26 protein-coding genes and 1 pseudogene are annotated in these 26,177 nt (G+C 71.3%); 14 read left to right on the top strand and 13 right to left on the bottom strand.

Features of this window, described 5'->3' with window-relative positions:
* Positions 1 to 34: 34 nt before the first annotated feature.
* Positions 35 to 1,315 carry a lamin tail domain-containing protein gene (locus WH85_RS49315; RefSeq protein ID WP_157411438.1) on the bottom strand — a complete coding sequence of 427 codons (1,281 nt, stop codon included), beginning with the start codon at positions 1,313 to 1,315 and terminating at the stop codon, positions 35 to 37.
* A 388-nt stretch (positions 1,316 to 1,703) separates the two neighbouring features.
* Between WH85_RS49315 and WH85_RS36210 the strand changes: the two genes are divergently transcribed.
* Positions 1,704 to 2,369, top strand: coding sequence for a pentapeptide repeat-containing protein (locus tag WH85_RS36210; RefSeq protein WP_245674235.1), 666 nt, complete (start codon positions 1,704 to 1,706; stop codon positions 2,367 to 2,369).
* 17 nt (positions 2,370 to 2,386) lie between these two features.
* Positions 2,387 to 3,370: pseudogene (locus WH85_RS36205) on the top strand (TerC/Alx family metal homeostasis membrane protein); the annotation flags it as partial.
* 247 nt (positions 3,371 to 3,617) lie between these two features.
* Here the strand turns inward: WH85_RS36205 and WH85_RS36200 are convergent.
* The gene (locus WH85_RS36200) at positions 3,618 to 4,565 is read right to left on the bottom strand and encodes a hypothetical protein (RefSeq protein ID WP_045746627.1); all 948 of its coding nucleotides are present in this window, start codon (positions 4,563 to 4,565) and stop codon (positions 3,618 to 3,620) included.
* A 159-nt stretch (positions 4,566 to 4,724) separates the two neighbouring features.
* The gene (locus tag WH85_RS36195) at positions 4,725 to 5,576 is read right to left on the bottom strand and encodes a spermidine synthase (protein ID WP_045746639.1); all 852 of its coding nucleotides are present in this window, start codon (positions 5,574 to 5,576) and stop codon (positions 4,725 to 4,727) included.
* A gap of 83 nt (positions 5,577 to 5,659) precedes the next feature.
* Between WH85_RS36195 and WH85_RS36190 the strand changes: the two genes are divergently transcribed.
* The 3 genes from WH85_RS36190 to WH85_RS36180 all read left to right on the top strand — a co-directional run bounded on the left by WH85_RS36190 (position 5,660) and on the right by WH85_RS36180 (position 8,841).
* Positions 5,660 to 7,096, top strand: a complete 1,437-nt coding sequence (locus tag WH85_RS36190; protein ID WP_045746626.1) for a DUF1800 domain-containing protein — start codon at positions 5,660 to 5,662, stop codon at positions 7,094 to 7,096.
* A gap of 8 nt (positions 7,097 to 7,104) precedes the next feature.
* Positions 7,105 to 8,379, top strand: coding sequence for a DUF1501 domain-containing protein (locus WH85_RS36185; protein WP_045746638.1), 1,275 nt, complete (start codon positions 7,105 to 7,107; stop codon positions 8,377 to 8,379).
* 87 nt (positions 8,380 to 8,466) lie between these two features.
* Positions 8,467 to 8,841 (top strand): hypothetical protein, encoded by a 375-nt coding sequence (locus WH85_RS36180; RefSeq protein WP_045746625.1) that lies wholly within the window; start codon positions 8,467 to 8,469, stop codon positions 8,839 to 8,841.
* A gap of 7 nt (positions 8,842 to 8,848) precedes the next feature.
* Here the strand turns inward: WH85_RS36180 and malQ are convergent, their stop codons facing one another.
* The gene (gene malQ, locus WH85_RS36175; protein WP_045746624.1) at positions 8,849 to 10,969 is read right to left on the bottom strand and encodes a 4-alpha-glucanotransferase; all 2,121 of its coding nucleotides are present in this window, start codon (positions 10,967 to 10,969) and stop codon (positions 8,849 to 8,851) included.
* A 62-nt stretch (positions 10,970 to 11,031) separates the two neighbouring features.
* Between malQ and WH85_RS36170 the strand changes: the two genes are divergently transcribed.
* Complete coding sequence (locus WH85_RS36170) at positions 11,032 to 11,286, top strand: hypothetical protein (protein ID WP_045746623.1); 255 nt, start codon at positions 11,032 to 11,034, stop codon at positions 11,284 to 11,286.
* A 24-nt stretch (positions 11,287 to 11,310) separates the two neighbouring features.
* Positions 11,311 to 12,570, top strand: a complete 1,260-nt coding sequence (locus WH85_RS53880) for a chitosanase (protein WP_045746622.1) — start codon at positions 11,311 to 11,313, stop codon at positions 12,568 to 12,570.
* 216 nt (positions 12,571 to 12,786) lie between these two features.
* On the opposite strand, the gene WH85_RS36160 is transcribed toward WH85_RS53880, so the two are convergent.
* The 7 genes from WH85_RS36160 to aroA all read right to left on the bottom strand — a co-directional run bounded on the left by WH85_RS36160 (position 12,787) and on the right by aroA (position 19,668).
* Entirely contained in the window at positions 12,787 to 14,034 is a 1,248-nt protein-coding gene (locus tag WH85_RS36160; protein ID WP_045746621.1) for a family 16 glycosylhydrolase, read from the bottom strand.
* Positions 14,035 to 14,139: 105 nt separating this feature from the next.
* Entirely contained in the window at positions 14,140 to 14,898 is a 759-nt protein-coding gene (locus WH85_RS36155; RefSeq protein ID WP_045746620.1) for a carbohydrate-binding protein, read from the bottom strand.
* 76 nt (positions 14,899 to 14,974) lie between these two features.
* Positions 14,975 to 15,532, bottom strand: a complete 558-nt coding sequence (locus WH85_RS36150; protein ID WP_045746619.1) for a DUF5709 domain-containing protein — start codon at positions 15,530 to 15,532, stop codon at positions 14,975 to 14,977.
* Between the two features lie 29 nt (positions 15,533 to 15,561).
* A complete protein-coding gene (locus tag WH85_RS36145; RefSeq protein WP_245674234.1) occupies positions 15,562 to 16,278 on the bottom strand; it encodes an ATP-binding protein in 717 nt (238 codons plus the stop codon).
* A 176-nt stretch (positions 16,279 to 16,454) separates the two neighbouring features.
* Positions 16,455 to 17,255: a histidinol-phosphatase gene (gene hisN / locus WH85_RS36140; RefSeq protein ID WP_045746617.1), complete on the bottom strand. Its 801-nt coding sequence runs from the start codon at positions 17,253 to 17,255 to the stop codon at positions 16,455 to 16,457.
* A 65-nt stretch (positions 17,256 to 17,320) separates the two neighbouring features.
* Positions 17,321 to 18,412 carry a ribosome small subunit-dependent GTPase A gene (rsgA, locus tag WH85_RS36135; RefSeq protein ID WP_083449515.1) on the bottom strand — a complete coding sequence of 364 codons (1,092 nt, stop codon included), beginning with the start codon at positions 18,410 to 18,412 and terminating at the stop codon, positions 17,321 to 17,323.
* Positions 18,385 to 19,668 carry a 3-phosphoshikimate 1-carboxyvinyltransferase gene (aroA, locus tag WH85_RS36130; RefSeq protein WP_045746615.1) on the bottom strand — a complete coding sequence of 428 codons (1,284 nt, stop codon included), beginning with the start codon at positions 19,666 to 19,668 and terminating at the stop codon, positions 18,385 to 18,387. Before aroA ends, rsgA begins: the two co-directional genes overlap by 28 nt.
* 134 nt (positions 19,669 to 19,802) lie before the next feature.
* On the opposite strand from aroA, the gene WH85_RS36125 reads away from it, so the two are divergent.
* From WH85_RS36125 to rsrA, 5 genes are all read left to right on the top strand, one after another.
* Positions 19,803 to 20,480, top strand: coding sequence for an SOS response-associated peptidase (locus WH85_RS36125; protein ID WP_045746614.1), 678 nt, complete (start codon positions 19,803 to 19,805; stop codon positions 20,478 to 20,480).
* A gap of 192 nt (positions 20,481 to 20,672) precedes the next feature.
* Positions 20,673 to 21,065, top strand: a complete 393-nt coding sequence (locus WH85_RS36120; RefSeq protein WP_045746613.1) for a WhiB family transcriptional regulator — start codon at positions 20,673 to 20,675, stop codon at positions 21,063 to 21,065.
* Positions 21,066 to 21,097: 32 nt separating this feature from the next.
* Positions 21,098 to 21,703, top strand: coding sequence for an alpha/beta hydrolase family protein (locus WH85_RS36115; protein ID WP_045746637.1), 606 nt, complete (start codon positions 21,098 to 21,100; stop codon positions 21,701 to 21,703).
* A gap of 86 nt (positions 21,704 to 21,789) precedes the next feature.
* On the top strand, positions 21,790 to 22,581 hold the full coding sequence (locus tag WH85_RS36110; protein WP_063775579.1) for a sigma-70 family RNA polymerase sigma factor: 792 nt from the start codon (positions 21,790 to 21,792) through the stop codon (positions 22,579 to 22,581).
* Positions 22,582 to 22,587: 6 nt separating this feature from the next.
* A complete protein-coding gene (gene rsrA, locus WH85_RS36105; RefSeq protein WP_045746611.1) occupies positions 22,588 to 22,845 on the top strand; it encodes a mycothiol system anti-sigma-R factor in 258 nt (85 codons plus the stop codon).
* Positions 22,846 to 23,013: 168 nt separating this feature from the next.
* Here the strand turns inward: rsrA and WH85_RS54230 are convergent, their stop codons facing one another.
* Entirely contained in the window at positions 23,014 to 23,088 is a 75-nt protein-coding gene (locus WH85_RS54230) for a 50S ribosomal protein bL37 (protein WP_369700219.1), read from the bottom strand.
* Between the two features lie 124 nt (positions 23,089 to 23,212).
* Here WH85_RS54230 and WH85_RS36100 point away from each other — a divergent pair, with 124 nt between their 5' ends.
* Complete coding sequence (locus tag WH85_RS36100; protein WP_045746610.1) at positions 23,213 to 23,431, top strand: biotin/lipoyl-binding carrier protein; 219 nt, start codon at positions 23,213 to 23,215, stop codon at positions 23,429 to 23,431.
* A 4-nt stretch (positions 23,432 to 23,435) separates the two neighbouring features.
* Here the strand turns inward: WH85_RS36100 and WH85_RS36095 are convergent, their stop codons facing one another.
* Positions 23,436 to 24,977 carry a tetratricopeptide repeat protein gene (locus tag WH85_RS36095; RefSeq protein ID WP_045746609.1) on the bottom strand — a complete coding sequence of 514 codons (1,542 nt, stop codon included), beginning with the start codon at positions 24,975 to 24,977 and terminating at the stop codon, positions 23,436 to 23,438.
* Positions 24,978 to 25,140: 163 nt separating this feature from the next.
* Here WH85_RS36095 and WH85_RS36090 point away from each other — a divergent pair, with 163 nt between their 5' ends.
* Positions 25,141 to 26,175, top strand: coding sequence for an SIS domain-containing protein (locus WH85_RS36090; RefSeq protein ID WP_045746608.1), 1,035 nt, complete (start codon positions 25,141 to 25,143; stop codon positions 26,173 to 26,175).
* The last annotated feature ends 2 nt before the right edge of the window (positions 26,176 to 26,177 follow it).

Below are 26,177 nucleotides of genomic sequence, written 5' to 3'. Positions count from 1 at the left end.
GGGTGACCGGTGCGCCGCTCGTGATGACGTGCTGTCAGCAGGTGGTGTAGCCCTTGCCGGCCTTGGTCCACTTGCAGGAGTCGATGGTCTTGTTGGCGTTGGTGCGGAGGGTGGCCGCGTCGCCGCCGTTGTTCCAGATGTGCTTGGCCTTGCCCCAGTAACGCTTCGTGGACGAGTTCGTGCCCTTGCCGGTGTGGACGGTGACCGACTTGCCCGCGGCGAGGTTGTAGGTGCCGGAGAACTTGTAGGTGTTGCCGGCCCGGTCGCGGACGGTCCAACCGTTCAGGTTCACGGTCTTCTTCGTCTTGTTGGTGAGTTTGAAGTACTCGCCGTTGATGCTCTTGTTGGTCTTCTTGTCGGCGCCGGGGGCGTTGTACTGGATCCGGGTGAACTGGATCGCGCCGACCGCCGGGACGGGCGTGGCCGTGGGCTTCGGGGTCGTCGGCTTCGGCGTCGGGCTGGTCGTCTTCGGCGGGGTGGGGGTGGGGCTGCTGGTGGTGCGCGACGGGGTCGGCGACGGGCTGGTCGTCGTGCGTGACGGCGTCGGCGACGGGCTGGTCGTGGTCCGGGACGGGGTCGGCGTCGGCGAGGAGCCGGGCGTCGGGCCGTCGGAGCCGCCCGAGCCGGCGACCGTGATGCGGCTGGAGAAGCTGTTGCTCAGCAGCAGGTTGTCGGAGGAGGCGTAGTCCGGCTTGGCGGTCTCGGCGAGCACGGCACGGTAGGTGTGCTGGCCGGCGGTCTGGCCGGTGACCGTGGCCGAGAAGCTGGCGACGGTGCCGTCGCTGGTGATGCCGGCGGCGACCTGGGACCAGCCGCTGCTGGTGTAACGCTGGAAGCTCACCGGGATGCCGGGCTGGTCGGGCGATGCCCGCACGGTGAGCGACACCGAGTTGGCCGACGAGGACGTCGCCGAGAACTCGGCGCCGACGCGGAGCGGGGCCTGCACGATCGGGGAGTACGCCCCGCCGGACTCGACGGCGAAGACGAAGCCGGAGTCCATGGTGCGGGTGATCGACCAGCGGCCGCTGCTGTTGGCGGTGGCCGACGTGGGGTATTCCCACGGGGTGGCCGCTTCGAGGTCGGACGCCCGGGTGACGTCCCTGCCCCAGATGTAGGCGCGTTCGTGCAGCTGGACGGTGGCGCCCGCGGTGGCGGTGCCGGTGAGGGTGATGTTGCCCCAGCCGACGCGGAGTTCCGGCGTGTCGAAGGTCGGGCCGGCGGCGGACGCGGGTGAGGCCACCAGCACGCCGGTCGCGGTGAAGATCCCGACTAGGGCGACGCTCGCGCCGAGAATCGATTTCGGTCGACTGTGCATGAAGTGGTCCTCCGTGATGTGGGCAGCCCGAATGCCGCTCCCGCATTGAACGCCGACGCTAATCGAGGATTCCTCCGGCGGTCATCGTTCGTATCGTCGGGCACATTACCTGCTGGTGCCAATGGTTGTGGTCCCCGTGGAGCCGCTGTGATCCGACTACCAGGCCGAATGCGTTTCCGGAGCGTGTCCGGCATGTGACTCTGCGGGTTCCGGTGCTGGTGTTCGGTGTTGATTTCGGGCGGTGGTCCGATTTGGTCCATGCTTATCCGAAGTGGCGGACCGTACTGAGAATGAAACGGATGAAATGATCGAACTCACTGCTGATTGCTCCCGGTGTGCGGCACTCTGTTGCGTGGCTCCCGCTTTTGCCAGATCATCCGATTTCGCCGTGGACAAGCCGGCGGGACGCCCGTGCCGCAATCTCGGCGACGACTTCCGGTGCACCGTCCATGAGGAGCTGCCGCAGCGCGGTTTCCGGGGATGTGTCGTCTTCGACTGTTTCGGCGCCGGGCAGCGGATCACCCAGGACACGTTCGGCGGACGGGACTGGCGGTCGTCGCCGGAGATCGCCGGGGACATGTTCGCGGCACTCCCGGTGGTCCGCCAGTTGCACGAACTGATGTGGCTGCTGACCGAGGCGCTGAAGCTGGACGAGGCCCGGTCGCTGCACCCGAAGCTGCGGGCCGCGCTGGCGGAGACCGACCGGCTGGCCGCGGGCGACGCCGGCGCGCTGCGGGAGGTCGATGTGGACGCGTACCGCGCCCGGGTGAATCCGATGCTGCGACGCGCCAGCGAACTGGCCCGGGCCCGGATCGGCGGTCGCCGGGCGGACCACAGCGGGGCGCATCTGATCGGCCGCCGGATGCGCGGCGCCGACCTGCGCGGGGCGAGCTTCCGCGGAGCGCTGCTGATCGGGGCGGATCTGCGCGGGGCCGACCTGCGCCGGGCCGATTTCACCGGAGCCGACCTGCGCGGCGCGGATCTGCGGTCGGCCAACCTGGACGGGGTGTTGTTCCTGACGTTGTCACAACGGAGATCCGCATCGATGGGATAAGGACCTAGGATGGGCGCATGCAGCAGGTGACCGGCATGGTGTGGGTCCTGACCGTCCTCGGCATCGTCGGTCTGTTGGTGTTCGACTTCTTCTTCCACGTTCGGCGGGCCCACGTGCCACGGCTGCGTGAGGCGGCGGCGTGGACCGCGGCGTACGTGTCGATCGCCGTCCTGTTCGGTGTCGGCGTGTGGGTGTTCGGCGGCTCCACGATGGGCGCGGAGTACTTCGCGGGCTACGTCACCGAGGAGGCGCTCTCGGTCGACAACCTGTTCGTCTTCCTGCTGCTGCTGAGCAGTTTCAAGGTGCCGCGCGCCGACCAGCAGAAGGTGCTGTTGTTCGGGATCGTGGTGTCGCTGCTGGCCCGGACCGGTTTCATCCTGCTCGGTGCGGCGCTGATCAACTCGTTCGCCTGGATCTTCTACATCTTCGGCCTGATCCTGCTGGTCACCGCGGGCAACCTGCTCCGCGGCAAGAGCGAGGAGGAGGAGACCCCGGACAACGTGGTGATCCGGCTGGCCCGGCGGTTCCTGCGCACCTCGGACACGTACGACGGGGACAAGCTGTTCACCGTCGTCGACGGCCGCCGGGTGCTGACCCCGATGCTGCTGGTCATGGTGGCGATCGGCGGGACCGACATCCTGTTCGCGCTGGACTCCATCCCGGCGATCTTCGGGCTGACCCAGAACGTCTATCTGGTCTTCACCGCCACCGCGTTCTCCCTGCTCGGGCTCCGGCAGCTGTACTTCCTGATCGACGGCCTGCTGGACCGTCTGGTCTACCTGTCCTACGGGCTGGCCGCGATCCTGGCGCTGATCGGCGTGAAACTGGTCCTGCACGCCCTGCACGAGAACAACGTGCCGTTCGTCAACGAGGGCGAACCGGTCGACGTGGTGGAGATCCCGACCGCGCTCTCCCTGGCACTCATCGTCGGCCTCCTGGTGATCACCGTGGTGGCGTCGCTGCTGAGCCCGCGGGGGCGCGCCCGGACCTACGTCTCGGCGGCCCGCCGGCACGCCACCGAGTTCCTCGACATCGAGACCGACGCGGCGTACTGCGACGAGATCTATCACCGGCTGCTGGTGGAGGAGGCCAACCTGCGGAGCCTGCCGGCCCGGCACCGGGAACGGATCCGGCGCGAGGAGGACCTGATGGAGCTGCTGAACCGCGCCCACCGGGAACACGAGGATCGGGTCGCCGACGGCCGCTGCTACGTGCCGTCGACGACCTGAGAGAACCGCGAGGGAGACCTCAGCGGTTCTGGTCGCGCGAGTTGAGGTACGCCGAGAGGTTGTTGGACTGCCCGTCCAGGAGCCCCCGGTCGGGGTTGTCCGGGGCGTCCGACAGCAGGCTGGCCACCCGTGCCGCCAGGGTCGCCGCGCGGGACGCCAGATCCGGCTCGGCGTAGCGGCTGTCCTGCTCGGCCCGCATCGCCTGCTCGGCCCGTATCGCGTCGGCGGCCGCGCCGGGCCGTCCGGGGTAGCCCATACCGGCCGAGGTCGGCACCGCGGACACCGGCTGCTCGTAGACCGGCTCGGCCTCGTAGACGGTGTCGTCGTACGCGTGGTTGTCGTAACCCGACTCGTCGTAGGAGGTGGTGGCCTCGGCGTAGACCGGCGCGGTCTCCGGCCCGGGCACCGGCACGGCGCCGAGCAGGTTGACCGTCTGGCCCTTGCCGCCCACGTAGTTGTTGAACTCCGGGCCGATCACCAGGCGCGACAGCATGCGGGACTGGACGGCCGGCACGCCGATCTCGTTGGCGTTCTCCACCCGGAACCGGGCGATCGCCTGACGCATCACGTTGGCGAGCCGGTCGGCCTCACCGACCGAGGTGACACTGCCGCCGGCGAAGACCAGAGCCGGGTAGCTGCCGTCCGGGCCGGTGCAGACCAGTTGGATCTGCGTGACCGTGGCGTTGCGTCCGGTGTCCCGGTTGCCGGGCTGCACGCGCAGGTGCTGCGGCCACAGCCAGAACAACTCACCGCTACTCAGCGTCGTGTCGTCTGCATACGTATAGCGAACCCGGCGGTCGGTGACCACGACTTCGGTCTCCTCGGGCAGGGTCCATCGCGGCAGCGAGGACGCCTCGTCGAACGCGTACTCGGCGACCGCGCAGCGGCCCTGCCAGAGCACACGTTCCCCAGCGTCCAGCGGCCCGAGATCGACTCCCGTCGTGGACAGGAAGTGCTGGTGGAACATGGTTGCCTTCCCCGTGCTCGCCGCGATCGGAAAACACGCGGCCGTGACGATTACAGCCTGGAGTCGCCGAGGCCGCTAGTCACTGGACGCGAATCACACACCAACTTTGAAAATCGACACAGGACGGTGATCAGAGTTGTACCAACGGCCGCTCGATCATTACTTTCTGTTACCAAAAAGCCCGTCCGGTGGTGCCGGGGAGGCTACCGCGCTCGCGTCCGGCACGGGGGGCGCGCCACCGGTGAAGCGGTCGAGATCCGTCTCCACGCGGCCGGGAAACCAGTCACCGGCGGCGCGACGGGACAACTCGGCCACCGGGGGAGGAGTCCGGCCGGCGACCACCACCAGGTTGCCGAACCGGCGTCCGCGCAACACCCCCGCGTCGGCGACCAGGCAGGCCTCCGGCAGCGCCGACCGGATGGTGGCGACCTGGGCGCGGGCGTGCCGCAGCGGCGGGCCGTCGGCGACGTTGGCGATCAGCCATCCGGCCGGGTCCAGCACCCGGGCGACCTCGTGCATGAACTCGGCCGAGGCCAGGTGTGCCGGGGTCCGGGAACCGGCGAACACGTCGAGCACCACCAGGTCGTACCCGGCGTCCCGCATGCCTTCGACGGCGGTGCGCGCGTCCGCGACGCGTACCCGGATGGAGGATTGTGAAGTGAGCGGAAGCTCGCGACGGACCAGCTCGACCAGGGGGCCGTCGACCTCGACGACCCGCTGCGGTGAACCGGGCCGGGTGGCGGCGACATAGCGGGGCAGCGTCAACGCCCCGCCGCCGAGATGCAGCGCGCGCAGCGGACGCCCGGCCGGGGCGGCCAGGTCGATCGCCGCGGCCATCCGGCGGACGTACTCGAATTGCAGATGGGTGGGGTCGGCGAGGTCGACGTGCGACTGGGGTGCGCCGTCGAGCAGCAGCGTCCAGGCCGTGTCCCGATCAGGATCGGGCACCAGCTCCGCAACGCCCGATGCGACCGTCTCCACCCGCCGCCGGGACGTCCTCCGCTGTGCCATCGGCACATTGTGCAGGTAGCAGATCGGGAGCACGGCGCGGGTTACCCACCGGAGAGAGCGGTGCTGTCCGACGTATTACCAGCGTGAGCGCTGCCATCCTTCCCGCCGACCCGTTGCTGCATCTGCTGCGCCGGGCCACCTACGGCCCGACCCCCGCCTCGATCACGGAGATCCGCAGGCTGGGGGCGAAGGCGTGGCTCGACCGGCAGCTCGCACCGGCGTCGATCGCGGACCGGACCGCCGAGGGGCTGGTCGCCCGGCTGCCGCTGAGCACCCTGAGCATCGCCGGCATCCGGGCACGCGTCGCCGAGGGCACCTTCAAGGAGTACGACTGGGAGGCCATGTGGCATCTCGGGTTCGCCGCGGTGGTCCGGGCCGTCTGGAGTGAACGCCAGCTGCTCGAGGTGATGGTCGACTTCTGGGGCAACCACCTCAACGTGACCTGCCCGCACGGCGACGTCTGGGATAGCCGTCCCGACTACGACCGCACGGTGATCCGCAAGCACGCCCTGGGCACCTTCGCCGGGCTGCTCAAGGCCTCCGCCCGGCACCCGGCGATGCTGACCTACCTGGACAACCGGTTCTCCACCAAGGACGCGCCGAACGAGAACTACGGCCGGGAACTGCTCGAACTGCACACCGTCGGCCTGGCCTACGGCGAGGCGGACGTGAAGGCGGCGGCCCGGTTGCTCACCGGACTGACCGTGGACGAGGAGACCGGGCGTTACCGGTACGACGCGGGCGCACACGCCGTCGGCGCGGTCCGGATCCTGTCCTTCCGGCACGCCAACAACTCCGCCGCGGGCGGCGAGGCGGCCGCCCTGGCCCTCCTCGACCACCTGGCCCTGCACCCGCTGACCGCCCGCCGCATCGCGACCAAGCTGTGTGTCCGGTTCGTCGCCGACGAGCCACCGGACAGCCTGGTCACCAAGCTGGCCAAGGTCTACCTGGACAACCGGTCGGCGATTGCGCCGGTGCTGCGGGCGTTGTTCGCCTCGGCCGAGTTCGCCGCCGCGGTCGGTGCGAAGACCCGAACCCCCTTCGAGGACCTGGCCGCCACCGTACGCGCGCTGGGATACCGGCCGGCGAAGAGCGGCAACTCGTACGCCGAGAGCCTGTTCTGGATGGCCCGTGAGGCGGGCCAGGGGCCGATGGGGTGGGCGCCGCCGAACGGCTATCCGGACGTGGCCGCGGCCTGGTCGTCGCCGTCCGGTCTGCTGGTGCGCTGGAACGCGCACCTCAACATCGCGGCCGGCTGGTGGCCGAACACGCTGGGCCGGCCGTCGTCGCCGGTGACCGACATGATCGGCCCGGTACCGGCGACGTACGGAGCGCTGATCAAGGCGGTCGCGGTCCGGCTGACCGGGGCCGCCCCGCCGGCCGCGCAGGTGACCGCGCTCGCCGAGTTCTTCGGCAAGTCGCCGGTGTCGCCGTTGAAGGCCACCGACCCGGCCGTCGGGCGGATGTTCCCCTACCTGCTGGGGATGGTGCTCAACTCTCCAGCCTTCTCCCTGAGATGAGCACTGAGATGACCACTGAGACGACCACCGAGGTGACCATGGATGTCTGTGGGTGCGAGGTCTCCCGCCGCGGGCTGCTCGCCGGCACGGCCGCCGCGGCCTTCGCCGGACTGGCCGGGACGCAACTGGACACCGGTCTGGCCTTCGCCGCCGACCCGTCCTACGCCGGTGACGTGTTCGTGCTGCTCTCGCTGCGGGGCGGGTTCGACGGCCTGTCGGCGGTGGTGCCGGCCGGCGACCCGGCGTACTACGCGGCGCGTCCCGGGATCGCGGTGCCGAAGAGCAGGCTGATCGGCGGTGACGCGTTCTTCGGGCTGAACCCGGGCCTCGCGCCGCTGCTGCCGTACTGGACGGCCGGGCAGCTGGCGGCGGTACACGCGGTGGGGCAGCCGGCACCCAACCGGTCGCACTTCGCCGCGATGGAGGACCTGGAACGGGCCGCCCCGGGCACCTCGATCCGGACCGGATGGCTGAACCGGATGCTCGGCGTGCTCGGCGCGAGCGACCCGTTCCAGGCGGTCATGGTGGGCAGCGCGATGCCGGCCCGGTTGTTCGCCGGTGCGGCGCCCTCGCTGGGGCTGACCGGGGTCGACGACCTGAAACTCGCCGGCGACGGACCGGGGGCGCCGCTGGCCGCCACGATGGCGAAGATCTATCAGGGCGCCCCGGACGCGCTGGCCCACCCGGCGGCCCGGCTGGCCGGCGCGCTGACCACCGGCGCCGGCCTGCGCGCGGAGGGCTACCGGCCGTCCAACGGCGCGGTCTACCCGGATACCGAGCTCGGCGCGGCGCTGCGCGACGTGGCCCGGCTGATCAAGTCGGATGTCGGCCTGCTGAGCGCGGCGGTCGACTCCGGCGACTGGGACATGCACGAGAACCTCGGCACCGCGACGGCCGGCGGCCTGATGTTCGACCACCTGCGGGCGCTGGCCACCGCCCTGGCGGCGTTCACGGCCGACCTGGGACCGGCCGGGCTGAACCGGGTCACGCTGATCACGATCAGCGAGTTCGGCCGCCGGGTGACCGAGAACGGGTCGGGCGGGCTGGACCACGGTTACGGCAACGCCATGTTCGTGCTGGGCGGCAACGTCAAGGGCGGCCGTGTGTACGGGAGATGGCCCGGGCTGACCGAGAACCGGCTCCGCGACGGGGACCTCGCCGTGACCACGGACTATCGCTCGGTGATCGGCGAGATCCTGCGGGACCGGTGCGGACTGGCCGACCTGAACGGGGTGTTCCCGGGCGCCCGCCCCTCGGCGCTGGGGATCGTCCGCAGTCGCTGAGGACGGGAGTATTCGGCAAAACGGCCATCCGGCACGTCAAGGTCGATCCACACTGAGAACCCCTGTTCCGGAACACGGAGGTTCCCGGTGTCGAGCAACGTGCTGGCCCAGCTGATCGGTGGACAGCGGCAACCCTCGGGCCCGCCGCCGGACGGCGCGATGCCCGCGATCCTGATGGCCGCCCGGCATCGCGCCGGGCCGCCGCTGCGCATCCGCCGGTACCCCTCCGACGAGGGCCTGCCGTTCTGGCGGTGGGACTGCACCGGCTGCGGCGAGTACGGCGGTGGCCGCCACCACGTCGACGCGGTGGCCCGGGCGCTTCGCCACTGCAAGGAACACCCGGGTCACCGTTCGTCACTGCTGCCGCCGGCCCGGTGCCGGCAGCCGGACACCTACCTGCCGCTGCACCCCATGCTGTACGCGGTCGACGACGACCCGCCGCCGGAGCCGCTGGCCCTCTGACCTGCGGTCAGGCCGGCCGGGTGTTCTCCGGTCCGGTGCGCTTCTGCGCCTCGTCCACCGCCCGGTCGATGTGCGCGGTGTGCTTGCGGTCGGTCCGCTTGTCCACCTCGTCACCGATCTTCTCGATCGCGGCGTCGACCTTGTCCTCGTGCTTGTCCACGAATTCCTTGGCCTTGTCCAGGAAGCCCATGACCGTCCCCCTCTCGTTGGCGACCTTCCGCTTACCCAGAATCGCGGCAACCTTGCGGAACAGCGGGTCACCGGTCACATCGGCGAGCGTGGCGCGCAGCGGAATCCGCCAGTTGGGGTACTCCTCGAAGGTCCCGGGCAGGTTCGGCTGCCGGATCTCCAGCAGGACGTCGTGCAGCGAGGCGGTGACCAGGCGGCACGGGGTACGGGCGAGGAACTCGTGCATCGCCAGGACGATCTGCTCGGTGGTCGGGTCGGCGTCGAGCAGGCCCTCGGCGCCCAGCCGCTCGAGCAGCTGGGCGCGATCCGCACGCCAGCCGGCGCGCTCCTGCTCGACCGGGGCGGCCAGCTGCTTGAGCTCCGCGCGTACCTCCACCTGCTCGCCGGCCAGGAAGCCGGCGGCGGTCGGCAGGTCATGGGTGGAGATGCTGGCCAGGGCGTTGCGCGGATAGCCGGCCGCGGGCCGGTAGCCGCCCTCGTCGTCGCGGGTGAACCAGAGCACCGCCGAACCGAGCATGTTCGTGCGCTCCAGGCCCTCGGTGACCGTCGGCAGGACGGTACCGAGGTCCTCGCCGATCACCACCGCACCGGCCCGGTGCGCCTCCAGCGCCAGGATGCCGAGCATCGCCTCCGGGTCGTAGTGCACGTACGTGCCCCCGGCGGCGCCCAGGCCGTCCGGCACCCACCAGAGCCGCCAGAGCCCGGCCACGTGGTCGACACGCAGCCCGCCGGCATGCTGGAAGATCCGCCGGAGCATGTCGCGGTAGGCCGCGTACCCGGTCTCGGCCAGCCGGTCCGGCCGCCAGGCGGAGAGCCCCCAGTCCTGGCCGAGCTGGTTGAACGCGTCCGGTGGCGCGCCGATCCGGACGCCCGGCGCCAGCACGTCCTGCAGCAGCCACGCGTCCGCACCGGCCGGGTCGATGCCGACGGCCAGGTCGTGCACGACACCGACCGGCATGTCCGCGGCCGCCTCGTTCGCCGCGTGCAGCTGCTCCTCGGCCAGCCGCTGCACCCAGCAGTGGAAGGCGATCCGCTCGTCGCCCTCCTCGAGGACGGCCGGCGAGTCCGGCCGGCGCAGCTCCTCCGGCCACTGCCGCCAGTCCGGTCCGTGCTTCTCGGCCAGCGCGCAGAAGCGGGCGAAACCGGTCAGTCCCGGGTCCCGGTCCAGGTCGACCGCCTCGGCCAGCGGCCAGAGCAGCTCCAGGGCGGCGAGTTTGGCCGACCAGACCGCGGTGTAGTCGATCAGGCCGTTCGCCGGTGCCGCGGGGCGCAGCGCGTCCACCCGGGCCCGCAGCTCCGGGTCCGCCCGCTGGTATTCGGCGGTGTCCGCCACCCGCAGGTAGACCGGGTTGGCGAAGCGCCGGCTCGACGGGGAGTACGGCGACGCCGGCACCGGCGTGGTCGGGGTGATCGCGTGCAACGGGTTGAGCAGCACCAGGCCCGCGCCGGCCGAGTCGGCGACGAAGGTCCGCAGATCGCCCAGATCACCCATGCCCCAGGACTGCGGCGAGTGCATCGTGTAGAGCTGCAGCATCCAGCCCCACGTCTCCGGCGGCTCGGGCAGCGTCACCGGGACGACGACCAGGGTGCTCTCCCGCCCACCCGAGGTCAGCCGGTGCCAGCCGAGCGGCAGATCCGCCGGGAGAGCGTCGACGTTGCGGACCCCGCCGTCCTCCAGGACGATCTCGGCGGGGCCGGGCAGTGGTCGGCTCCGGCCGGCGGGCAACACGATCGTGCCGGGCAGCCGGTCGGCGCGATCCCGGAGGCGAACCTCGGCGAGCGCCCGGGCCACCGCCGCCGGCGTGCCCGCGTCGACCCCCAGCACGGCCAGCACCCCGATCACCGATTCGGGTGAAACCTCGGTACGCCTCCGCTGCCAGTTCTCGTACCACGTCGCCACGCCGTGCGCCTCGGCCAGCGCCACCAGATCCGGATCCATTCCCTGTCCTTCCATCGGTACCGCTTCCTTACCCGTTGCTTACACCGGTCAGCATGGGACATATGGCAGACATGACGAAGTGGTGGAGACGGATGGCCGCGGCACTGACCGGAGCAGCGCTGTCCCTGGTGGTGCCGGTGCACGCCTGGGCCGCGAGCAACGGCACGGCGGACCTCGTGGTGGAGGCGGCACGGCGGCGGAGCGGGCGGGGATTCCTCGGCGGACTGGGGATCTTCGGGCTGCTCTGCTGCCTGATCGTGGTCGGTGGCATCGTCCTGGCGGTGGTGATGATTTCGCGCAACCGCAGGCGACGCTGATCCACGCCTCTCTAGCGTAGATGTATGTGGTTATGGGGCGAGTCGTATCGTTCGGTCCTTCTGGGCGGTGGGATCGCCGTGGTGCTGTGCATCCCGCCGGCCGTGTCGGTGGTGACCGGTGTGGTCGCTGACGTGCTGCTCACCCGGGGACGGCCGGTGCTCGCCTCGTCGACCCAGGACGCCACGGTGCCGGCCGCGGGCGTGGTCGACGACGACCCGGTCACCCGGTGGGCCAGCGCGGCGGGATCGCGTACCGAGTGGATCCGGGTGGACCTGGGCGCGGCCCAGCAGGTGCGGCGGGTCCGGCTGAACTGGGGTGACGACCACGCGACGGCGTACCGGGTGCAGATGTCCGACGACGGGGCGACCTGGGCCGACATCCGCCGGGTGACCGGTGGCACCGGCGGCGCCGACGATCTGCACAACCTGGACGGGACCGGGCGCTATCTGCGGGTCCTGGCCACCCGCCGGTCCGGCGAGGCGGGCTACTCGCTCTTCGGGATCCGGGCGTACGGGCCGGGCCCGGCCGCGCCGGTGCCGGAGGCGGGACGGTCGTCGGCCGGCGTCGCGGTACCGGACGTGGCGGCGGACCTCACCGACGAGGTGAAACGGGAGACCGCGTTCCGGCTGGTGTCCAGCGCCGAGAACTCGACGCTGGACTGGCGGCACGAGTACGCGTACATCGAGGACATCGGCGACGGCCGGGGCTACACCGGTGGCATCATCGGGTTCTGCTCCGGCACCTCGGACATGCTCGCGGTGGTGTCCGCGTACACCCGGCAGGTTCCGGGAAACCCGCTGGAGCGCTTTCTCCCGGCTTTGCGAGCGGTCGACGGATCCGACTCGCACGACGGCCTGGATCCGGGCTTCACGGCCGCCTGGCGGGCCGCCGCGGACGATCCGGCTTTCCGGTCGGCCCAGGACGACGCCCGCGACCGCGTCTACTTCAACCCCGCGGTCCGCCTCGCCGTCGCCGACGGCCTCCGCGCGCTGGGCCAGTTCGCCTACTACGACGCGGCCGTGATGCACGGCCCCGCCGGCCTCCGCAAGATCCGTGCCCGGGCCATGGCCGCCGCCCACACCCCCGCCACCGACGGCGAGGAGATCACCTACCTGAACGCCTTCCTGGACGCCCGTTCCGCCGAGATGAGAACCGAAGAGGCCCACAGCGACACGAGCCGAGTGGAGACCGCCCAACGCCTCTTCCTGAGGGCGACGAACCTGGACCTGACGGCCCCCTTGACCTGGAAGGTCTACGGCGACCGCTACACGGTCACCCGGTAGCCGCCCTCCCCGCCGAACCGATCGCGGCCACGAGCCACTCCGAAACCTCAGTCGCTCCGCCGGGCCGGGATCGCGTCCGCAGGCACCCGAACAATCCCCTCGATTTGCTCAGCCCGCCCGGGATCGCGTCCGCTGATCTTGGGACGCCTGCTCTTTGGGCGTCCCAAGATCAGCTCCCGGGCGCGATCCCCGCCGAGCGAAGCGAGGCCAGCCAGCTCAGCCCCGGGTCCACTTCTGGTTGGCGGTTCCCGCGCAGTCCCACAGTTGGAGCTCGGCCCGATTGGCCGAGTTGTTGTCCACGATGTCGATGCACTTGTTCGCGGACAGGTTCACCAGGTCGCCCGCACCGGACAGCGTCCACCGCTGGACCGGGTTGCCGCTGCAGTTGGCCAGCTGGATCCGGGTGCCGTTGGTCAGCGCGCCACCCGCCGGGTCCATGCACTTGCCCATGCCGCGCAGCGTGCCGTCACTTTCGAAGGTCCACTTCTGCGGGTCGAGCCCGTTGCAGTCCCACATCATCAGGCGCTGGCCGTCGGCGTTGTTGCCGCCGGGGATGTCGATGCAGCGGCTGTTGAGGTTGCTCTTGAGCGCGGTGCCGCCGGTGCTGGGCGGGGTGGTGGTGTCGTTCCAGGCGGAGACGCGGACGTAGTCGACCAGCATGGTCTGCGGGAACGAGGTACTGGCGTCGGGGCTGCCGGGCCAGTTGCCGCCGACCGCGACGTTCAGAATCATGTAGAACGGGTGGTCGAAGACCCAGGTGCTGCCGCTGACCGTCGCCGGGGTGACCCGGTAGTACTCCACGCCGTCCAGCTGCCAGACGATCAGGTTGGGTGACCATTCGACGGCGTACGAGTGGAAGGCGTCTCCCAGCGGGGCGCTGATGGTCTTGCCGCCGCTCTTGCCGCCACCGCCGGAGTAGCCGGGGCCGTGGATGGTGCCGTAGACGGTGTTCGGTTCCTTGCCGACGTTCTCCATGATGTCGATCTCGCCGGACTGCGGCCATCCGACGCTGCCCAGGTTGTCGCCGAGCATCCAGAAGGCCGGCCAGATGCCCTGGCCCTTGGGGATCTTGATGCGGGCTTCGAAGCGTCCGTACTTCTGGGTGAACTTGCCGGACGTGAGGATCCGTCCGGACGTGTAGGTGCAGGTGCCGTACCAGCACTGGTAGTTGGAGGGGTTCTCCTTGCGGGCGGTGATCGCGAGGTTGCCCGCGCCGTCCTGGCGGACGTTGTTCGTGGAGCTGGTGTAGTACTGCAGCTCGTTGTTGCCGAAGCCGCCTCCGCCGATGTCGAAGTTCCACTTCGAGGTGTCGACGGCGGCGCCGGCCGCGCCGTTGAACTCGTCGGACCAGGTGATGGCGCCGACCGCCGCGTCCGCGGTGTCGCTGCGGGAGGCGATCGTGAGGGCGCCGGCCAGCGTGGTGGCGATCACCGCCGCGGCCAGCAGGGCTCGTGCCTTGCGCATGGGGATCCTCCGGGGGAAGGGAGACCGTAACTCGTAACAGTCTTAAAAATTCGACTGCCGTGGGTCAATGGAGACGAGTTGCGGAACCCCGGATAACAGAAGTCCTCAGATTTTCTGGAAGACGCCCGGGACCCGGTCGGGCTGCCAGCCGGGCAGGGCCGTGTGCGGCTCCTTCACCCTGTAGGTGGCGCCCTTGAACTTCACGAACTGACCGGCCTGATAGGTGGTGTACGCCTTCCACGCCGGGGCGGGCGGCGGCGTGACGGTCACCGGGACCGTGACCCGCACGCTGTCGAGCTGCATCCACGCGCCGCCGCGGCGGTCGCCGCCGGAGGTGGTGTTCAGGGCCAGGCCGAACGCCTGCCCGGGCGTCTCCGGGGTGAACCGGAGGACCTGGCGGCCGTCGACCGTCCAGGTCATCGTGGTACGCGTCCAGTCGATCGCGTAGGTGTGGAAGTCGTCGCCGTCCACCTGGTCGTCGCCGAGCACCTCGACCCGGCCGGCGGGCAGCGCCCCGCCGGCGTCGAGGACGCCCAGCGCGCGCCAGGCGCCGCCCGAGCGCCACATCCTGATCCGGGCCTCGACCCGGCCGGAGGCCTGCGCGAACGTCGCCTTCGACCGGAGCAGGCCGGCCACCGACAGGTGTCCCTGGCCGTCCAGCCGGGCGCCGCGGCGACCCGACTCGATCAGCCACCTGCCGTCGTCGGGGGTGCTGCCGGCCGCGCCGTCGAAGTCGTCGCTGAGCACCGTGCGCGTCACCGTCTCGGCGGCGGCGGTGCCGGGGCGGCCGAGGACCGCCGCCGGAACTCCGGAGACGATCAGTACGGCCGCGACCGCCGACCGCAGCAGACCTCGCCCGTTCACACGCCCCACCCTTCGTCGACCCGCGCAGACACTCTGCTGAAGCCGCGACGCTAAGGCAAGAACGTGACGGTAACGTTTAGTCGTATTCCGGGGCGCGGGTCTCGTGCATCGCCAGCTCCTCGGCGCTCGCGCCGCCGCCGGCCGCGCCCGCGTCGTACGCCACGCTGTCGCGTTCCTCGTCGTAACCGGAGCCCTCGTCCGGGGCGACCAGCCGGCCGACCAGCTCCGGGTCGTCCTCGTCGAGTTGGCCGTCGTCGTACAGCGAGACCGGCGAGTTCGGGTCGGAGGTCGGGCTCTCGCCCCAGACGTCGCGGTCGATGCGGCGCTGTTCCGGGTCGTCCACCGTCTCGTCGTCCGGGTCGCGGACCGGCGGCAGGGCCGGCTCGGCGCCGAAGTCGGGCTCCTCCTGGCGCAGCCGGCGGTCCAGGGACTCGCCCTGGCGCGCCTCCTCGGGCGTCTCGCCGAACCGGTTCGCGCCGCCGGGGCCGGTACCGGCCAGTGCCGACGGGTCCGCCCCGTCCGCCCAGCGGGAACTGTTCACCTCGTCGTACGCGGTGGAGTCGTCATCGGCGGTGTCCGGGAGTCCGGCGGCCTCCGGGTCGCTGACCTCGGCCGGGTAGTCGTTGTCTCGCATGACCGGGGACTACCCACTCAGGTGGCAGGTCATACGCCCGGTTCGATCAGGGCCCAGACCACCTTGCCGTCGTCGAGCGGAAGGTGGCCCCAGCGGGTCGCGACCGCGTCGATCAGGAGCAGTCCGCGGCCGCCGTACGACGTGACCGGCACCGGCCCGGTGAACCGTGGCGTCGCCGTCGAGTGGTCCCGGACCGCCACGCTCATGCGGTCGCCGTCGAGGGCGAGCAGCAGGGTCATCGCGGTCCGCGCGTGCGCCACCCCGTTGTTGACCATCTCGGTGACCACGATGCAGGCGTTGCCGATCAGTTCCGGCTGGTCCCAGCGGCCGCACGCGTCGGTGATGATCTCCCGACAGGCACGGGCCGCGCCGATCGCCGGCTCCAGTTCGGCGGTCAGCCGGTGCTCGGTGTCGGGGGTGCCCAGGGCGGCGAAGGCGTGTTCCGGATCGGGCCAGACCGGCCAGCCCGCGGTCTGCCAGGGGGCCGCGTCGGCGGCGCAGAGTGCGAGCTGTGCGCCGGGCCAGTCGCGGGTGTCGGCGAGGACGTCGCGTAGCACCGCGAGAGCGTCGGCGTGGGACACCCGGAGGCCGGTCACGTCGACCACCACGGCCTGCGGTTGGGTGGCCAGCACGCCGAACAGCGTCGAGCGGATCGGCCCGGCGGTGTCGCCGTCGAGCACCCCGGTCAGCCGGACCAGAGGATGGGTCTGGCCGTGGTCCACCAGGTGACGAACCTCGCTCGGCATGATCGCTCCATTGTGCATAATGCGTGCCCTCTTCGCATTTCGGCGAGGGAGGATCGGTCACGGTGACCGCTGCTGCGGAGCCGGCCGGAACCGACAGCGGGTCAAAATTGGTGCATATGCCTCGCGGGCATGCTGGGTAAGGTACCCCGTCCGGGTGGTGTCATGCGCGCTGAGGGTCAGGAACGCCGGGCCAGCGCGGACAGGACACTCTCGTGCAGCAGGCCGTTGGTGCCGACGACCGAACTCTGGTCGGCGGTCGGGCGCCCGTCCAGGTCGGTGATCCGGCCGCCGGCCTCGGTGACGATCGGGATCAGCGCGGCCATGTCCCACAGGGACAGTTCCGGCTCGGCCATCGCGTCCAGGGCGCCCTCGGCGAGCAGCATGTACCCGTAGAAGTCGCCGTAGGCCCGGCTGCGCCACACCCCGAGAAGGACGTCGGTCAGCTGCGGGAGCAGGCCCCGGTCGGCCCAGCCGTTCAGGCTCGCGTAACAGAAACTCGCGTCGCTCAGGTCTCGCACCGAGGAGACGCCGATCCGGGTGGCGGAGTGCTGGTTGCGGCCGGCGAAGGCGCCCAGCCCGCGCCCGGCCCACCAGCGGCGGCCCAGCGCCGGTGCGGAGACCAGGCCGACGACCGGGGTGTCGCCCTCCATCAGCGCGATCAGGGTCGCCCAGATCGGCACACCGCGGACGAAGTTCTTGGTGCCGTCGATCGGGTCGATCACCCAGTGCCGGGTGCCCGGCCCGGCGGCCGCCGTGGACCGGCCGAACTCCTCGCCCAGCACACCGTCCCGCGGCCGGGCGCGGGCCAGCTGGGAACGGATCGCCGTCTCCACCGCGGTGTCCGCGTCGGACACCGGCGTCAGGTCCGGCTTGCTCTCGACGCGCAGGTCCAGAGCGCGGAACCGGGCCGTCGAGATGGCATCGGCGGTGTCCGCGAGCAGGTGGGCAAGGGCGAGATCATCGGCATATCCGGCCATGGACGAAAAGCTAGTGCATACCGCGTCGCTCGGTGTCGCTGACCACTACCGGTCTCAACCCGCGATCAGGCGCTTTCCCCGGTTCTTTCTCGCGAGTCGAGCTCTCCTGCCCTCGAGCTCAGCAGCCTTCGGTACGAGGTGAGCCGGCGAATATCCGCATGGCCCTCACGTACCCACGCGTCCAGGTGGCAGTCCACGTCCGTGGCGGTGTGCTCGCAGTTCGGCTGGTCCTCCAGCGTGCCCTCGACCAGGTCCGGGAAGCCGTGCAGCAGGCTCTCGGCGCTCACGTGTGCCAGGCCGAAACTGCGGATGCCAGGGGTGTCGACGATCCAGCCGGGATCCTTGCGGGACCGGCCGACGACCGGCAGCCGCAGGGCCACGGCGCTCGTCGACGTGTGCCGGCCCTTGCCGATCGCGCTGACCGCGCCGACCGCCCGCAGCGCGTCCGGCACCAGACGGTTGACCAGCGTCGACTTGCCCACCCCGGAGTGCCCGACCATGACCGAGATCCGGCCGGCGAGCCGCCGGCGCAGTTCGGTCAGGTCGCTGTCCGGCTGCAGGGCCACCCAGGGCAGGTCGAGCTCGGCGTAGTAGTCGAGCACCTGTTCCGGGCCGGCCAGGTCGGCCTTGGTCAGGCACAGCAGCGGTTCGACCCCCGCGTCGTACGCCGCGACCAGGCACCGGTCGATGAAACCGGTGCGCGGCGGCGGGTCGGAGAGGGCGCTGACCATGACGAGCTGGTCGGCGTTGGCCACCACCACCCGTTCCAGGCGGCCCTCGGGGGTGGTGTCGTCGTCGTCCGCGGTGCGGCGCAGCACCGAGGAGCGCTCGGCGATCCGGACGATCCGGGCCAGCGCGCCCGGTGCCCCGGAGACGTCGCCGACCAGCGCCACCCGGTCGCCGACCACCACCGACTTGCGGCCCAGCTCCCGGGCCCGCATCGCGGTGATCACCTCGAGTTCGGCGGCGTCCTCGCGGACACAGCCGTAGCGTCCCCGGTCCACCGTGATGACCAGCGCGCCGACGGCGTCGTCGTGTTTGGGCCGCAACCGGGTGCGCGGCCGGGACGCCCGGCCCGGCCGGATGCGGACGTCGTCCTCGTCGTACTCCCGCTTACGGCCTGGCAGTTCTAGCTCCTCGTCACGAGTTCCGACCAGAGTTCCGGGAACTCGGGCAACGTCTTCGAGGTACAACCTACGTCGGCGAGGTCGATGCCCGGCACGGCGAGTCCGATAACCGCCGCGGCGTGTGCCATCCGGTGGTCCGCGTACGTCTCGAAAGTGGTCCCGTGCAGCGGCCCGGGCACGATGCGCAGACCGTCCGGGAACTCGGTCACGTCGGCGCCGGCCTTGCCCAGCTCGGTGGCGAGCGCGCTGATCCGGTCGGTCTCGTGGCCGCGGATGTGCGCCACCCCGCGCAACTCGGACGGTCCGTCGGCGAGGGCGGCCAGCGCCGCGATCACCGGGGTGAGCTCGCTGACCTCGGACAGGTCGGCGGTGATGCCGCGCAGTGTGCCGGTGCCGGTCACGGTCAGGCCCTCGTCGGTGCGGGTGACCTCGGCGCCGAGCGCGGTGAGCAGCTCGGAGAGGCGCTCGGCCGGCTGCCAGCTGTCGGCCGGCCAGCCGGCCAGGGTGACCGCGCCGCCGGTGACCATGGCCGCGGCGAAGAACGGTGCCGCCCCGGAGAGGTCGGGCTCGATGGTCCAGGTGCGCCCGCGCAGCGGTCCGGGTTCGACCCGCCAGACGTCCGGCACACTCTCGTCCACGCCTGCGCCGGCCGCGCGCAGCATGTGCGTGGTCATCCGCAGGTGCGGCGCGGACGGCACCGGCGGGCCCTCGTGCCGCAGGGTCAGGCCCTTGGTGAAGCGGGCGGCGGAGAGCAGCAGGCCGGAGACGAACTGGCTGGAGCCGGAGGCGTCGATGACCGCCTCGCCGCCCTCGATCAGCCCGGCGCCGCGGACGGTGAGCGGCAGGCCGCCGGTGGCCGAGGCGTCGATGTCCACGCCCAGCGCGCGCAGCGCCTCGACGATCGGCTTGAGCGGGCGGTTGCGGGCGTGCGGGTCGCCGTCGAACTCGACGACACCGTCGGCCAGGGCGGCGGCCGGCGGCAGGAACCGCATGATCGTGCCGGCCAGGCCGACGTCGATCCGGGCCGGCCCGCGCAGCACGCCGGGCTCGATCACCCAGCGGTCGTCGTCGGTGGTGTCCACGCCGACGCCGAGGGCGCGCAGGCCGGCGGCCATCAGGGTGGTGTCCCGCGCGCGCAGCGGGGCCTCGATCACCGAGGGCCCGTCGGCGAGGGCGGCGAGCACCAGGGCGCGGGCGGTCATCGACTTGGAGCCGGGGAGCCGCACGGTCGCGGTGACCGGTCCGGTGGCGGGCGGGGCTGGCCAGGGGCGGGGTTCAGCAGTCACTTCGCCATTCTGCCGCCGCCCGGCGCCATTTCCCGCCTCCGTTCCCGTTCGCCGGGATGAACAGGCTCGCGGATCACCGGAATGGTGGTGTCGCGGGCTGCGGCGCGGGGTTGTCGCGGCGTACCGTGCTGCCCATGTGCGGGCGATACGCGACCACTCGGAGCAACGCCGACCTCAGCACGTTCTTCGAGGCGGTGGATGTGGCCGAGCCGTTGCGCCCGAGTTGGAACGTGGCGCCCACCGGGTCGGTGCCGCTGGTGCGGATCTCGTCGAGTCGTGGGGCGCGGGTGCTCGACACCGCCCGCTGGGGTCTGGTCCCGCCGTGGGCGAAGGATCTCCGGGCCGGCGCCCGGATGATCAACGCGCGGGCCGAGACGGTGGCGACGCTGCGCTCGTTCGCGCCGTCGTTCGCGAAGCGCCGTTGTCTCGTGCCGGCCGACGGCTGGTTCGAGTGGGTGCGCTCCGGCCAGGAGAAGCAGGCGTTCTACATGACCCCGGCGGACGGTGCGCCGCTGGCGTTCGCCGGTCTCTGGTCGGCCTGGGGCCCGGAGTCGGTGCTGACCTGCAGCGTGATCACCACCGGTTCGCTCGGCCCGTTGGCGCAGGTGCACGACCGGATGCCGCTGATCCTGCCGGCCGACCGGTGGGCCGGTTGGCTGACCGGTGGCGGTGAGCCGGAGGAGCTGCTGCGGCCGCTGCCGGAGCGGGAATTGGCGGCGATCGAGGTCCGCCCGGTCGGACCGGATGTCGGCAATGTCCGAAACAATGGTCCCGAGTTACTGGAGCGCGCCCAGCAGGTGACGCTTTTTTGAACGACGAAAGATCAACGATGGTCTTTGTCGCGGAATATGGCAATTCTCTTTTAACAACTTTGTTTCAAGATTGATCACCCCCTTGTTCTGATCTTGTACGGTGCGGTACAAACCAGCGCCGGAGTGGTGCCGGACCGTAAGGTGCGGCCTGGCCGCCACACGCAGTTCCGGTCCCACGGGGGAGGTGGGCTGATGACACGAGCACGCATGCCGCGTCCGCACGAGGTGGCCATCGCGCGACGCGACCCGCGGCTGCTCGAGGCAATCGCGCAACGGCAGACCGACGAGGCGTGGCGCACCCGCGGCGTCTGCCGCAGCGTCGACCCGGAGACGTTCTTTCCCGCACCGAACGAGCCGTCCGGCGGCGCGGTCGCGCTCTGCGGGACCTGTCCGGTCCAGGGTCCGTGCCTGGCCTGGGCGCTCCAGGTCGGTGACTGCCACGGCGTCTGGGGTGGCACCACGCCCCGCGAACGCCGGGCCATGCTGGTCGCCTGGCGCGAACGCATCCAGCCGGACGGCGAGGCGGTCGACGACGCCCCGGACGAGGAACGCCGGTTCCTGACGCTCACACCGGTCAGTCGCTGATACAAAAGGACCTTGTGTCCCGTGCCATCGCGATCAGCGAGTCCCTGACCGTCGAGACCCCACGCGGTCCCGCCGCCGTCCGCGTCACCGGCCCCACCGGCCCGGCGCTCAGTCTGCTCGTCCTCGGCCACGGCGCCGGGGGCGGGATCGACGCGCCGGATCTGACGGCGGTGCACGACGCGGCGGTGGCGGCCGGCGTGCGGGTGGCGCTGGTGACCCAGCCGTACCGGGTCGCCGGCCGGCGTGCGCCCGCGCCGGCCGGCCAGCTCGACGAGGCGTGGACGGCAGTGATCGGCGCGCTGCGCGTACCCGGCATGCCGTTGATCGTGGGAGGCCGGTCGAGCGGTGCGCGGGTCGCCTGCCGGACCGCGCCCACCGCCCAGGCCGCGGGGGTCCTGGCTCTGGCCTTCCCCCTGCACCCGCCGGGCAAGCCGGAGAAGACCCGGGTGGGCGAACTGCCGTCGGCGCTCCCGACGTTGGTGATCAGTGGCGAACGGGACCCGTTCGGGGTGCCCGAACCGGCCGGGCCGGTCGAGGTGCTGATCCGTCCCGGCGCGGTGCACGACCTCCGCAAGGGCGTCACCGAGACGGCCGACCTGGCCGTCGGCTGGCTGCGCCGCAACGGCTGGGCGCGCTGATCGACAGTGGCCGGACCCGGGAATTCCATCGGCGGGTTCCGGCGTTGCAGCCCACGGGAGTTGGTTCCGTGGGAAGGGGATTTCTGGTGGGTACCGGTGCCGAGTGCGTCGAGCGTGACGGGCGGGAGGCGAACCGGGTGCGGACACTGCTACGTTCTCCGGAATGGCCCGCGGTCGGAACGCCGTCGGTGAGCGTCAGCACACCCGGAGTTTTCGCAGGCGTCTCACGGGCAGTACCCGTATCCTCGGCGGGGCGGTCGAGGGGAGAATCCAGGGTGGCCCAGAAGGAGCGGACTGACGAGCGCCGCGCGCGTTTCGAACGAGACGCGTTGCCGTTCGTCGACCAGTTGTACGCCGCCGGCCTGCGGATGACCCGTAACCCGGCCGATGCCGAGGATCTGGTGCAGGAGACCTTCCTGAAGGCGTTCTCCGCCTTTCACCAGTTCGAGGAAGGCACCAACCTCAAGGCCTGGCTGTACCGGATCTTGACGAATACGTACATCAATTCGTACCGGCGCAAGCAACGGCAGCCGGTGCAGGCGCCGACCGAGGAGATCACCGACTGGCAGCTCGCGTCCAGCGAGTCGCACACGTCGCAGGGCCTGCGGTCGGCTGAGACCGAGGCGCTGGACCGTCTGCCGGACAGCGACGTCAAGGAAGCGCTGCAGTCCCTGCCGGAGGACTTCCGGCTCGCCGTCTACCTCGCCGATGTCGAGGGTTTCTCGTACAAGGAGATCGCCGACATCATGGGCACGCCGATCGGCACCGTCATGTCCCGGCTGCACCGTGGCCGGCGCAACCTGCGCAACCTGCTCGAGGGTTACGCCGTGGACCGGGGCATCACCCGGACCGCGACGTCCGGGCCGCAGGGAGCCTGACCCGCGATGACGATCGACGACAGCGAACACGAGACCGACTGCACCCTGGTCCTCAGCGAGGTCTACAACTACCTCGACCTGGAGTGCAGCGAGGACCGGCGCCACCTGATCAAGAAGCACCTCGACGAGTGCCCCGGCTGCCTGCGCGAGTTCGGCATCGAGCACGAGGTGAAGGCCCTGGTGAACCGCTGCTGCGGCGACGAGCGAGCCCCCGCCGAGCTACGCGAACGCCTGCGAACCAAGCTCGATCAGCTAGAGCGCTGACAAGAGACATGAAAGAGCCCGGCAGCTTGAAGCTGCCGGGCTCTTTCATGTCTCAACGGCCCCACCGCTAGGGATCGCGTCCGCTGATCTTGGGACGCCTGCTCTTCGGGCGTCCCAAGATCAGCTCTGTGGCGCGATCCCCGCCGAGCGAAGCGAGGTAAAGCCAGCTCAGCTGTTGGGGCGCTTGCCGTGGTTCGCGCCGCTCTTCTTGCGGGCCTTCTTCTTACGGGCCTTCTTCGCCATGGCCGACTCCCTTCTCTGGATACGGTGCCGATCGTAATGGGCGCTTCCGGTCGCCTGAGACCTACCCGGCCACGATCCGTGATTTGATGGCTGTCTCGACAGCTGGGACAGGAGGCATTCGACGATGGCGGATGAGATCCGGGCCGAGATGGTGGCCAATGTGTGGAAGGTCGTGGCCAGTGAGGGTGACGCCCTCGCGGAGGGCGACACTCTGGTCATTCTCGAGTCGATGAAGATGGAGATCCCGGTGCTGGCCGAGGCCGGTGGCCGGCTGGCGCGGCTCGCCGTGCACGAGGGTGACGTGGTCCAGGAGGGTGACCTGATCGCCGTCGTGGGCGACTGACCGGTCAGTCGCGGCGCCAGCGCAGCAGGGATCGGCCCTTCTGCCGCTGGCGCGGAACCTCCGGCACCCGGATGGTGGCCGCGGCGAGTTCCCGTGCCGGACGGTCCAGGCCCGGTGCGGCGAGGGCGATCTCGGCGACCGCGCGGGCGGCCGGCCCGGATGCCGTCTCGGTGAGCCGCCCGGCGACCACGGCGGCCACGTCGGCGCGTGCCTCCGGGTCGACCCAGGCGTAGGTGACCAGCGCGAACAGTGCGGCCTGGCTCACCCGGTCGGGGTCGCCGTCGAGCAGGCCGAGCAGCAGCCGCCGGCGGTCGGAGTCGAGCCACGGCTGTTCGGAGCCGTGGTGCAGCAGTCCCAGGCAGGCCCAGATCTCCAGGCTGCCGGGCTCGCCGGAGCCGGTCACCACCGGGTGGCCGAGCATGCCCAGTAGTTCCCCGGGTTGGACCAGGACCAGGCCGAGTGCCCGGTCGTACGCCGCCGGCGGGTGCGCCCAGTCGGTGGTGGCGACGCGCAGCAGCCGGTTGAGGGCGTCCGCCGACGGTTCGGCGCCGGCCGGTCCGCGGCCGGCGGGCAGCGGGGCGCCGGCCGGCATGCCACCCAGCCACGCGGTGTTGCGGCAGCACTCCTCCAGGTCGGTGTGCTCGTGGGCGTCGTCGGGGTGGTCGCGGACGAAGTCGGCGAGCGACACCAGGTGTTTGATGTCCCCGTCGGCACGGAACCGCAGCCGGTGCGCGGTGTGCACGACGCAGTCGAAGGCCGGGTCGCGTTCCAGGGCGAGTTCGGTCCAGCGCAGGGCCTCGTCGAGACGGTCCAGGTCGGCGAGGGTGGCGGCGACGTCCGCGTACACCGAGAGGTCGTCGGGGTCGTAGGCGACGGCCCGGCGCAGGGCGGCCAGTGCTTCGGGGGTGCGGCCGGCGCTGCGGAACGCGTACCCCAGCCAGATCTCGCCGAGTTTGGACGGCTGGGCCCGGGCGCCGCGGCCGGCCCAGTCGACGGCCAGGTGTACTTCGCCGAGGCGGCGGGCCAGGGCGGATCCGGCGCCGAGGAGCATGCCGTGTTCGCCGTGCGCGGCGACGGCGTGCCGGACCACGGCGAGGTAGGGCTGTAGCGCGGGGACGGCGTCGGCGGGTGCCGGGTCGCCGATCGCGGTGCACAGGCGCATCACCGTGCGGGCCAGCACGTCGGGTTCGATGCGCAGGCCGAGGGCCGGGTCGGCGACCCAGGGCAGCCCGGCCCAGTCGGTGGCCGGTGCGTGGCCGCTGGCCGCGGCGAGCAGGGGCAGCGCCTCTTCGGGGCGGCCGGCGGCGGCGAGCAGGTGGGCGCGGGCGGCGACGTGGCCGACCGGGGCGTGTGGCGCGGCGGGGAAGAGGTCCAGCCCGCCGCCGGAGCGTGCCGCCAACCGGCTGAGCAGCTCGTGGATCTCGGGCAGGGTGGGTGCGATGGCCAGCGCCGCGGCGAGGGGACCGGCTGCTTCGGCTGGTGAGCCGCTGTCGAGAGCGGCGCGGGCGAGCGCGAGGTCACGGCGAACCGAGGGGTGGGAATCCACGAGAGAAGACCCTAGGGGAACCGCACAACATATGTCAGTCCTCAGTCTTGCGCACTTCTGCTCGAAACCTTGACCTAGTAAGCTCAATCTTGCAAGACTGCGCATCGGATGCGCGAAAATCTGGACATCAGGGGAGGAAGACATGTCGGAGCGAGGCCACGGGATGGCAACGGACATCGCGGAACAACCAGCCGGATTCGCACGCCTGCTCGAGGACGGGCCGTCCGCCGCGATCGCTGAGGTGGCCGCCGAGGTGGCCCGCCGCAAGCCGCGCCACGTGCTCTTCGTCGGCCGCGGCACCTCCGACCACGCGGCGCTCTACGGGGCATACCTCACCGAGATCCGGCTCGGCCTGCCGGTCGCCAGCTCCTCGCCGAGCGCGATCACGCTGTACGGCGCCCGCCCCGACCTCACCGGGACCCTGGTCGTCGGCGTCAGCCAGAGCGGCGGCTCCCCCGACCTGACCGGGGTGATGGCGGTGGCCCGGGAGACCGGCGCGCTGACCCTGGCGGTCACCAACAACCCCGGCTCGCCGCTCGCCGAGGCCGCCGAGCTCTCCATCGACGTGGCGTCCGGTCACGAACGGGCGGTCGCAGCCACCAAGACGTACACCGCGGAACTGCTCGCCCTGCTCATGCTGGTCGAGGGCATCCGGGCCGGCGACGGCGCACTGCCCGCCGACGAACGCGCCGCCCTGGCACGACTGCCCGAGCTCGCCGAGCAGACCCTGGCCGACCCGGCCGCCGCCGAACTGGCCCAGCGCTACCGGTTCGCCTCCAGCATCGTCACCACCGGCCGCGGCTACGCCTACCCGACCGCCCGGGAGACCGCGCTCAAGCTGATGGAGACCTCCTACGTGCCCTCGCTGGCGTTCTCCGGCGCCGACCTGCAGCACGGCCCGCTGGCGATGGCCGACCCGGACGTGCCGGTCCTCGCGGTCGTCGGTGAGGGCCCCGGCGGGCAGTCGATGCGCGACGTGGTCGCCCGGCTCGGCGAACGCCGCGCCGACGTGGTCACGATCGGCGCCACCGACGTCCCGGGCGCCTCGGCCCGGCTCGCTGTCCCCGCGGTCGACGAGCGGCACAGCCCGCTGCTCGACATCCTGCCGCTGCAGCAGCTCGCCCTGGCCCTGTCCCTGGCCCGCGGGGAGGACCCGGACAGCCCCCGCGGACTCAAGAAGGTCACCGCGACCCTCTAGGG

The organism is Actinoplanes rectilineatus (assembly GCF_000962825.1).
GTDB lineage: Bacteria > Actinomycetota > Actinomycetes > Mycobacteriales > Micromonosporaceae > Actinoplanes > Actinoplanes rectilineatus.
The sequence above is the reverse complement of the archived record's forward strand: the minus strand, read 5'-3'. Positions and strand labels throughout refer to the sequence as shown.

What these genes read in the sequence shown, in the direction of transcription:
- WH85_RS49315 (WP_157411438.1), bottom strand. Translation starts at nt 1,315, where the DNA reads ATGCACAGTCGACCGAAATCGATTCTCGGCGCGAGCGTCGCCCTAGTC.
- WH85_RS36200 (WP_045746627.1), bottom strand. Translation starts at nt 4,565, where the DNA reads ATGTTCCACCAGCACTTCCTGTCCACGACGGGAGTCGATCTCGGGCCG.
- WH85_RS36195 (WP_045746639.1), bottom strand. Translation starts at nt 5,576, where the DNA reads ATGGCACAGCGGAGGACGTCCCGGCGGCGGGTGGAGACGGTCGCATCG.
- WH85_RS36185 (WP_045746638.1), top strand. Translation starts at nt 7,105, where the DNA reads ATGACCACTGAGACGACCACCGAGGTGACCATGGATGTCTGTGGGTGC.
- malQ (WP_045746624.1), bottom strand. Translation starts at nt 10,969, where the DNA reads ATGGATCCGGATCTGGTGGCGCTGGCCGAGGCGCACGGCGTGGCGACG.
- WH85_RS36170 (WP_045746623.1), top strand. Translation starts at nt 11,032, where the DNA reads ATGGCAGACATGACGAAGTGGTGGAGACGGATGGCCGCGGCACTGACC.
- WH85_RS53880 (WP_045746622.1), top strand. Translation starts at nt 11,311, where the DNA reads ATGTGGTTATGGGGCGAGTCGTATCGTTCGGTCCTTCTGGGCGGTGGG.
- WH85_RS36160 (WP_045746621.1), bottom strand. Translation starts at nt 14,034, where the DNA reads ATGCGCAAGGCACGAGCCCTGCTGGCCGCGGCGGTGATCGCCACCACG.
- WH85_RS36150 (WP_045746619.1), bottom strand. Translation starts at nt 15,532, where the DNA reads ATGCGAGACAACGACTACCCGGCCGAGGTCAGCGACCCGGAGGCCGCC.
- WH85_RS36145 (WP_245674234.1), bottom strand. Translation starts at nt 16,278, where the DNA reads ATGCCGAGCGAGGTTCGTCACCTGGTGGACCACGGCCAGACCCATCCT.
- hisN (WP_045746617.1), bottom strand. Translation starts at nt 17,255, where the DNA reads ATGGCCGGATATGCCGATGATCTCGCCCTTGCCCACCTGCTCGCGGAC.
- WH85_RS36125 (WP_045746614.1), top strand. Translation starts at nt 19,803, where the DNA reads ATGTGCGGGCGATACGCGACCACTCGGAGCAACGCCGACCTCAGCACG.
- WH85_RS36120 (WP_045746613.1), top strand. Translation starts at nt 20,673, where the DNA reads ATGACACGAGCACGCATGCCGCGTCCGCACGAGGTGGCCATCGCGCGA.
- rsrA (WP_045746611.1), top strand. Translation starts at nt 22,588, where the DNA reads ATGACGATCGACGACAGCGAACACGAGACCGACTGCACCCTGGTCCTC.
- WH85_RS36100 (WP_045746610.1), top strand. Translation starts at nt 23,213, where the DNA reads ATGGCGGATGAGATCCGGGCCGAGATGGTGGCCAATGTGTGGAAGGTC.
- WH85_RS36090 (WP_045746608.1), top strand. Translation starts at nt 25,141, where the DNA reads ATGGCAACGGACATCGCGGAACAACCAGCCGGATTCGCACGCCTGCTC.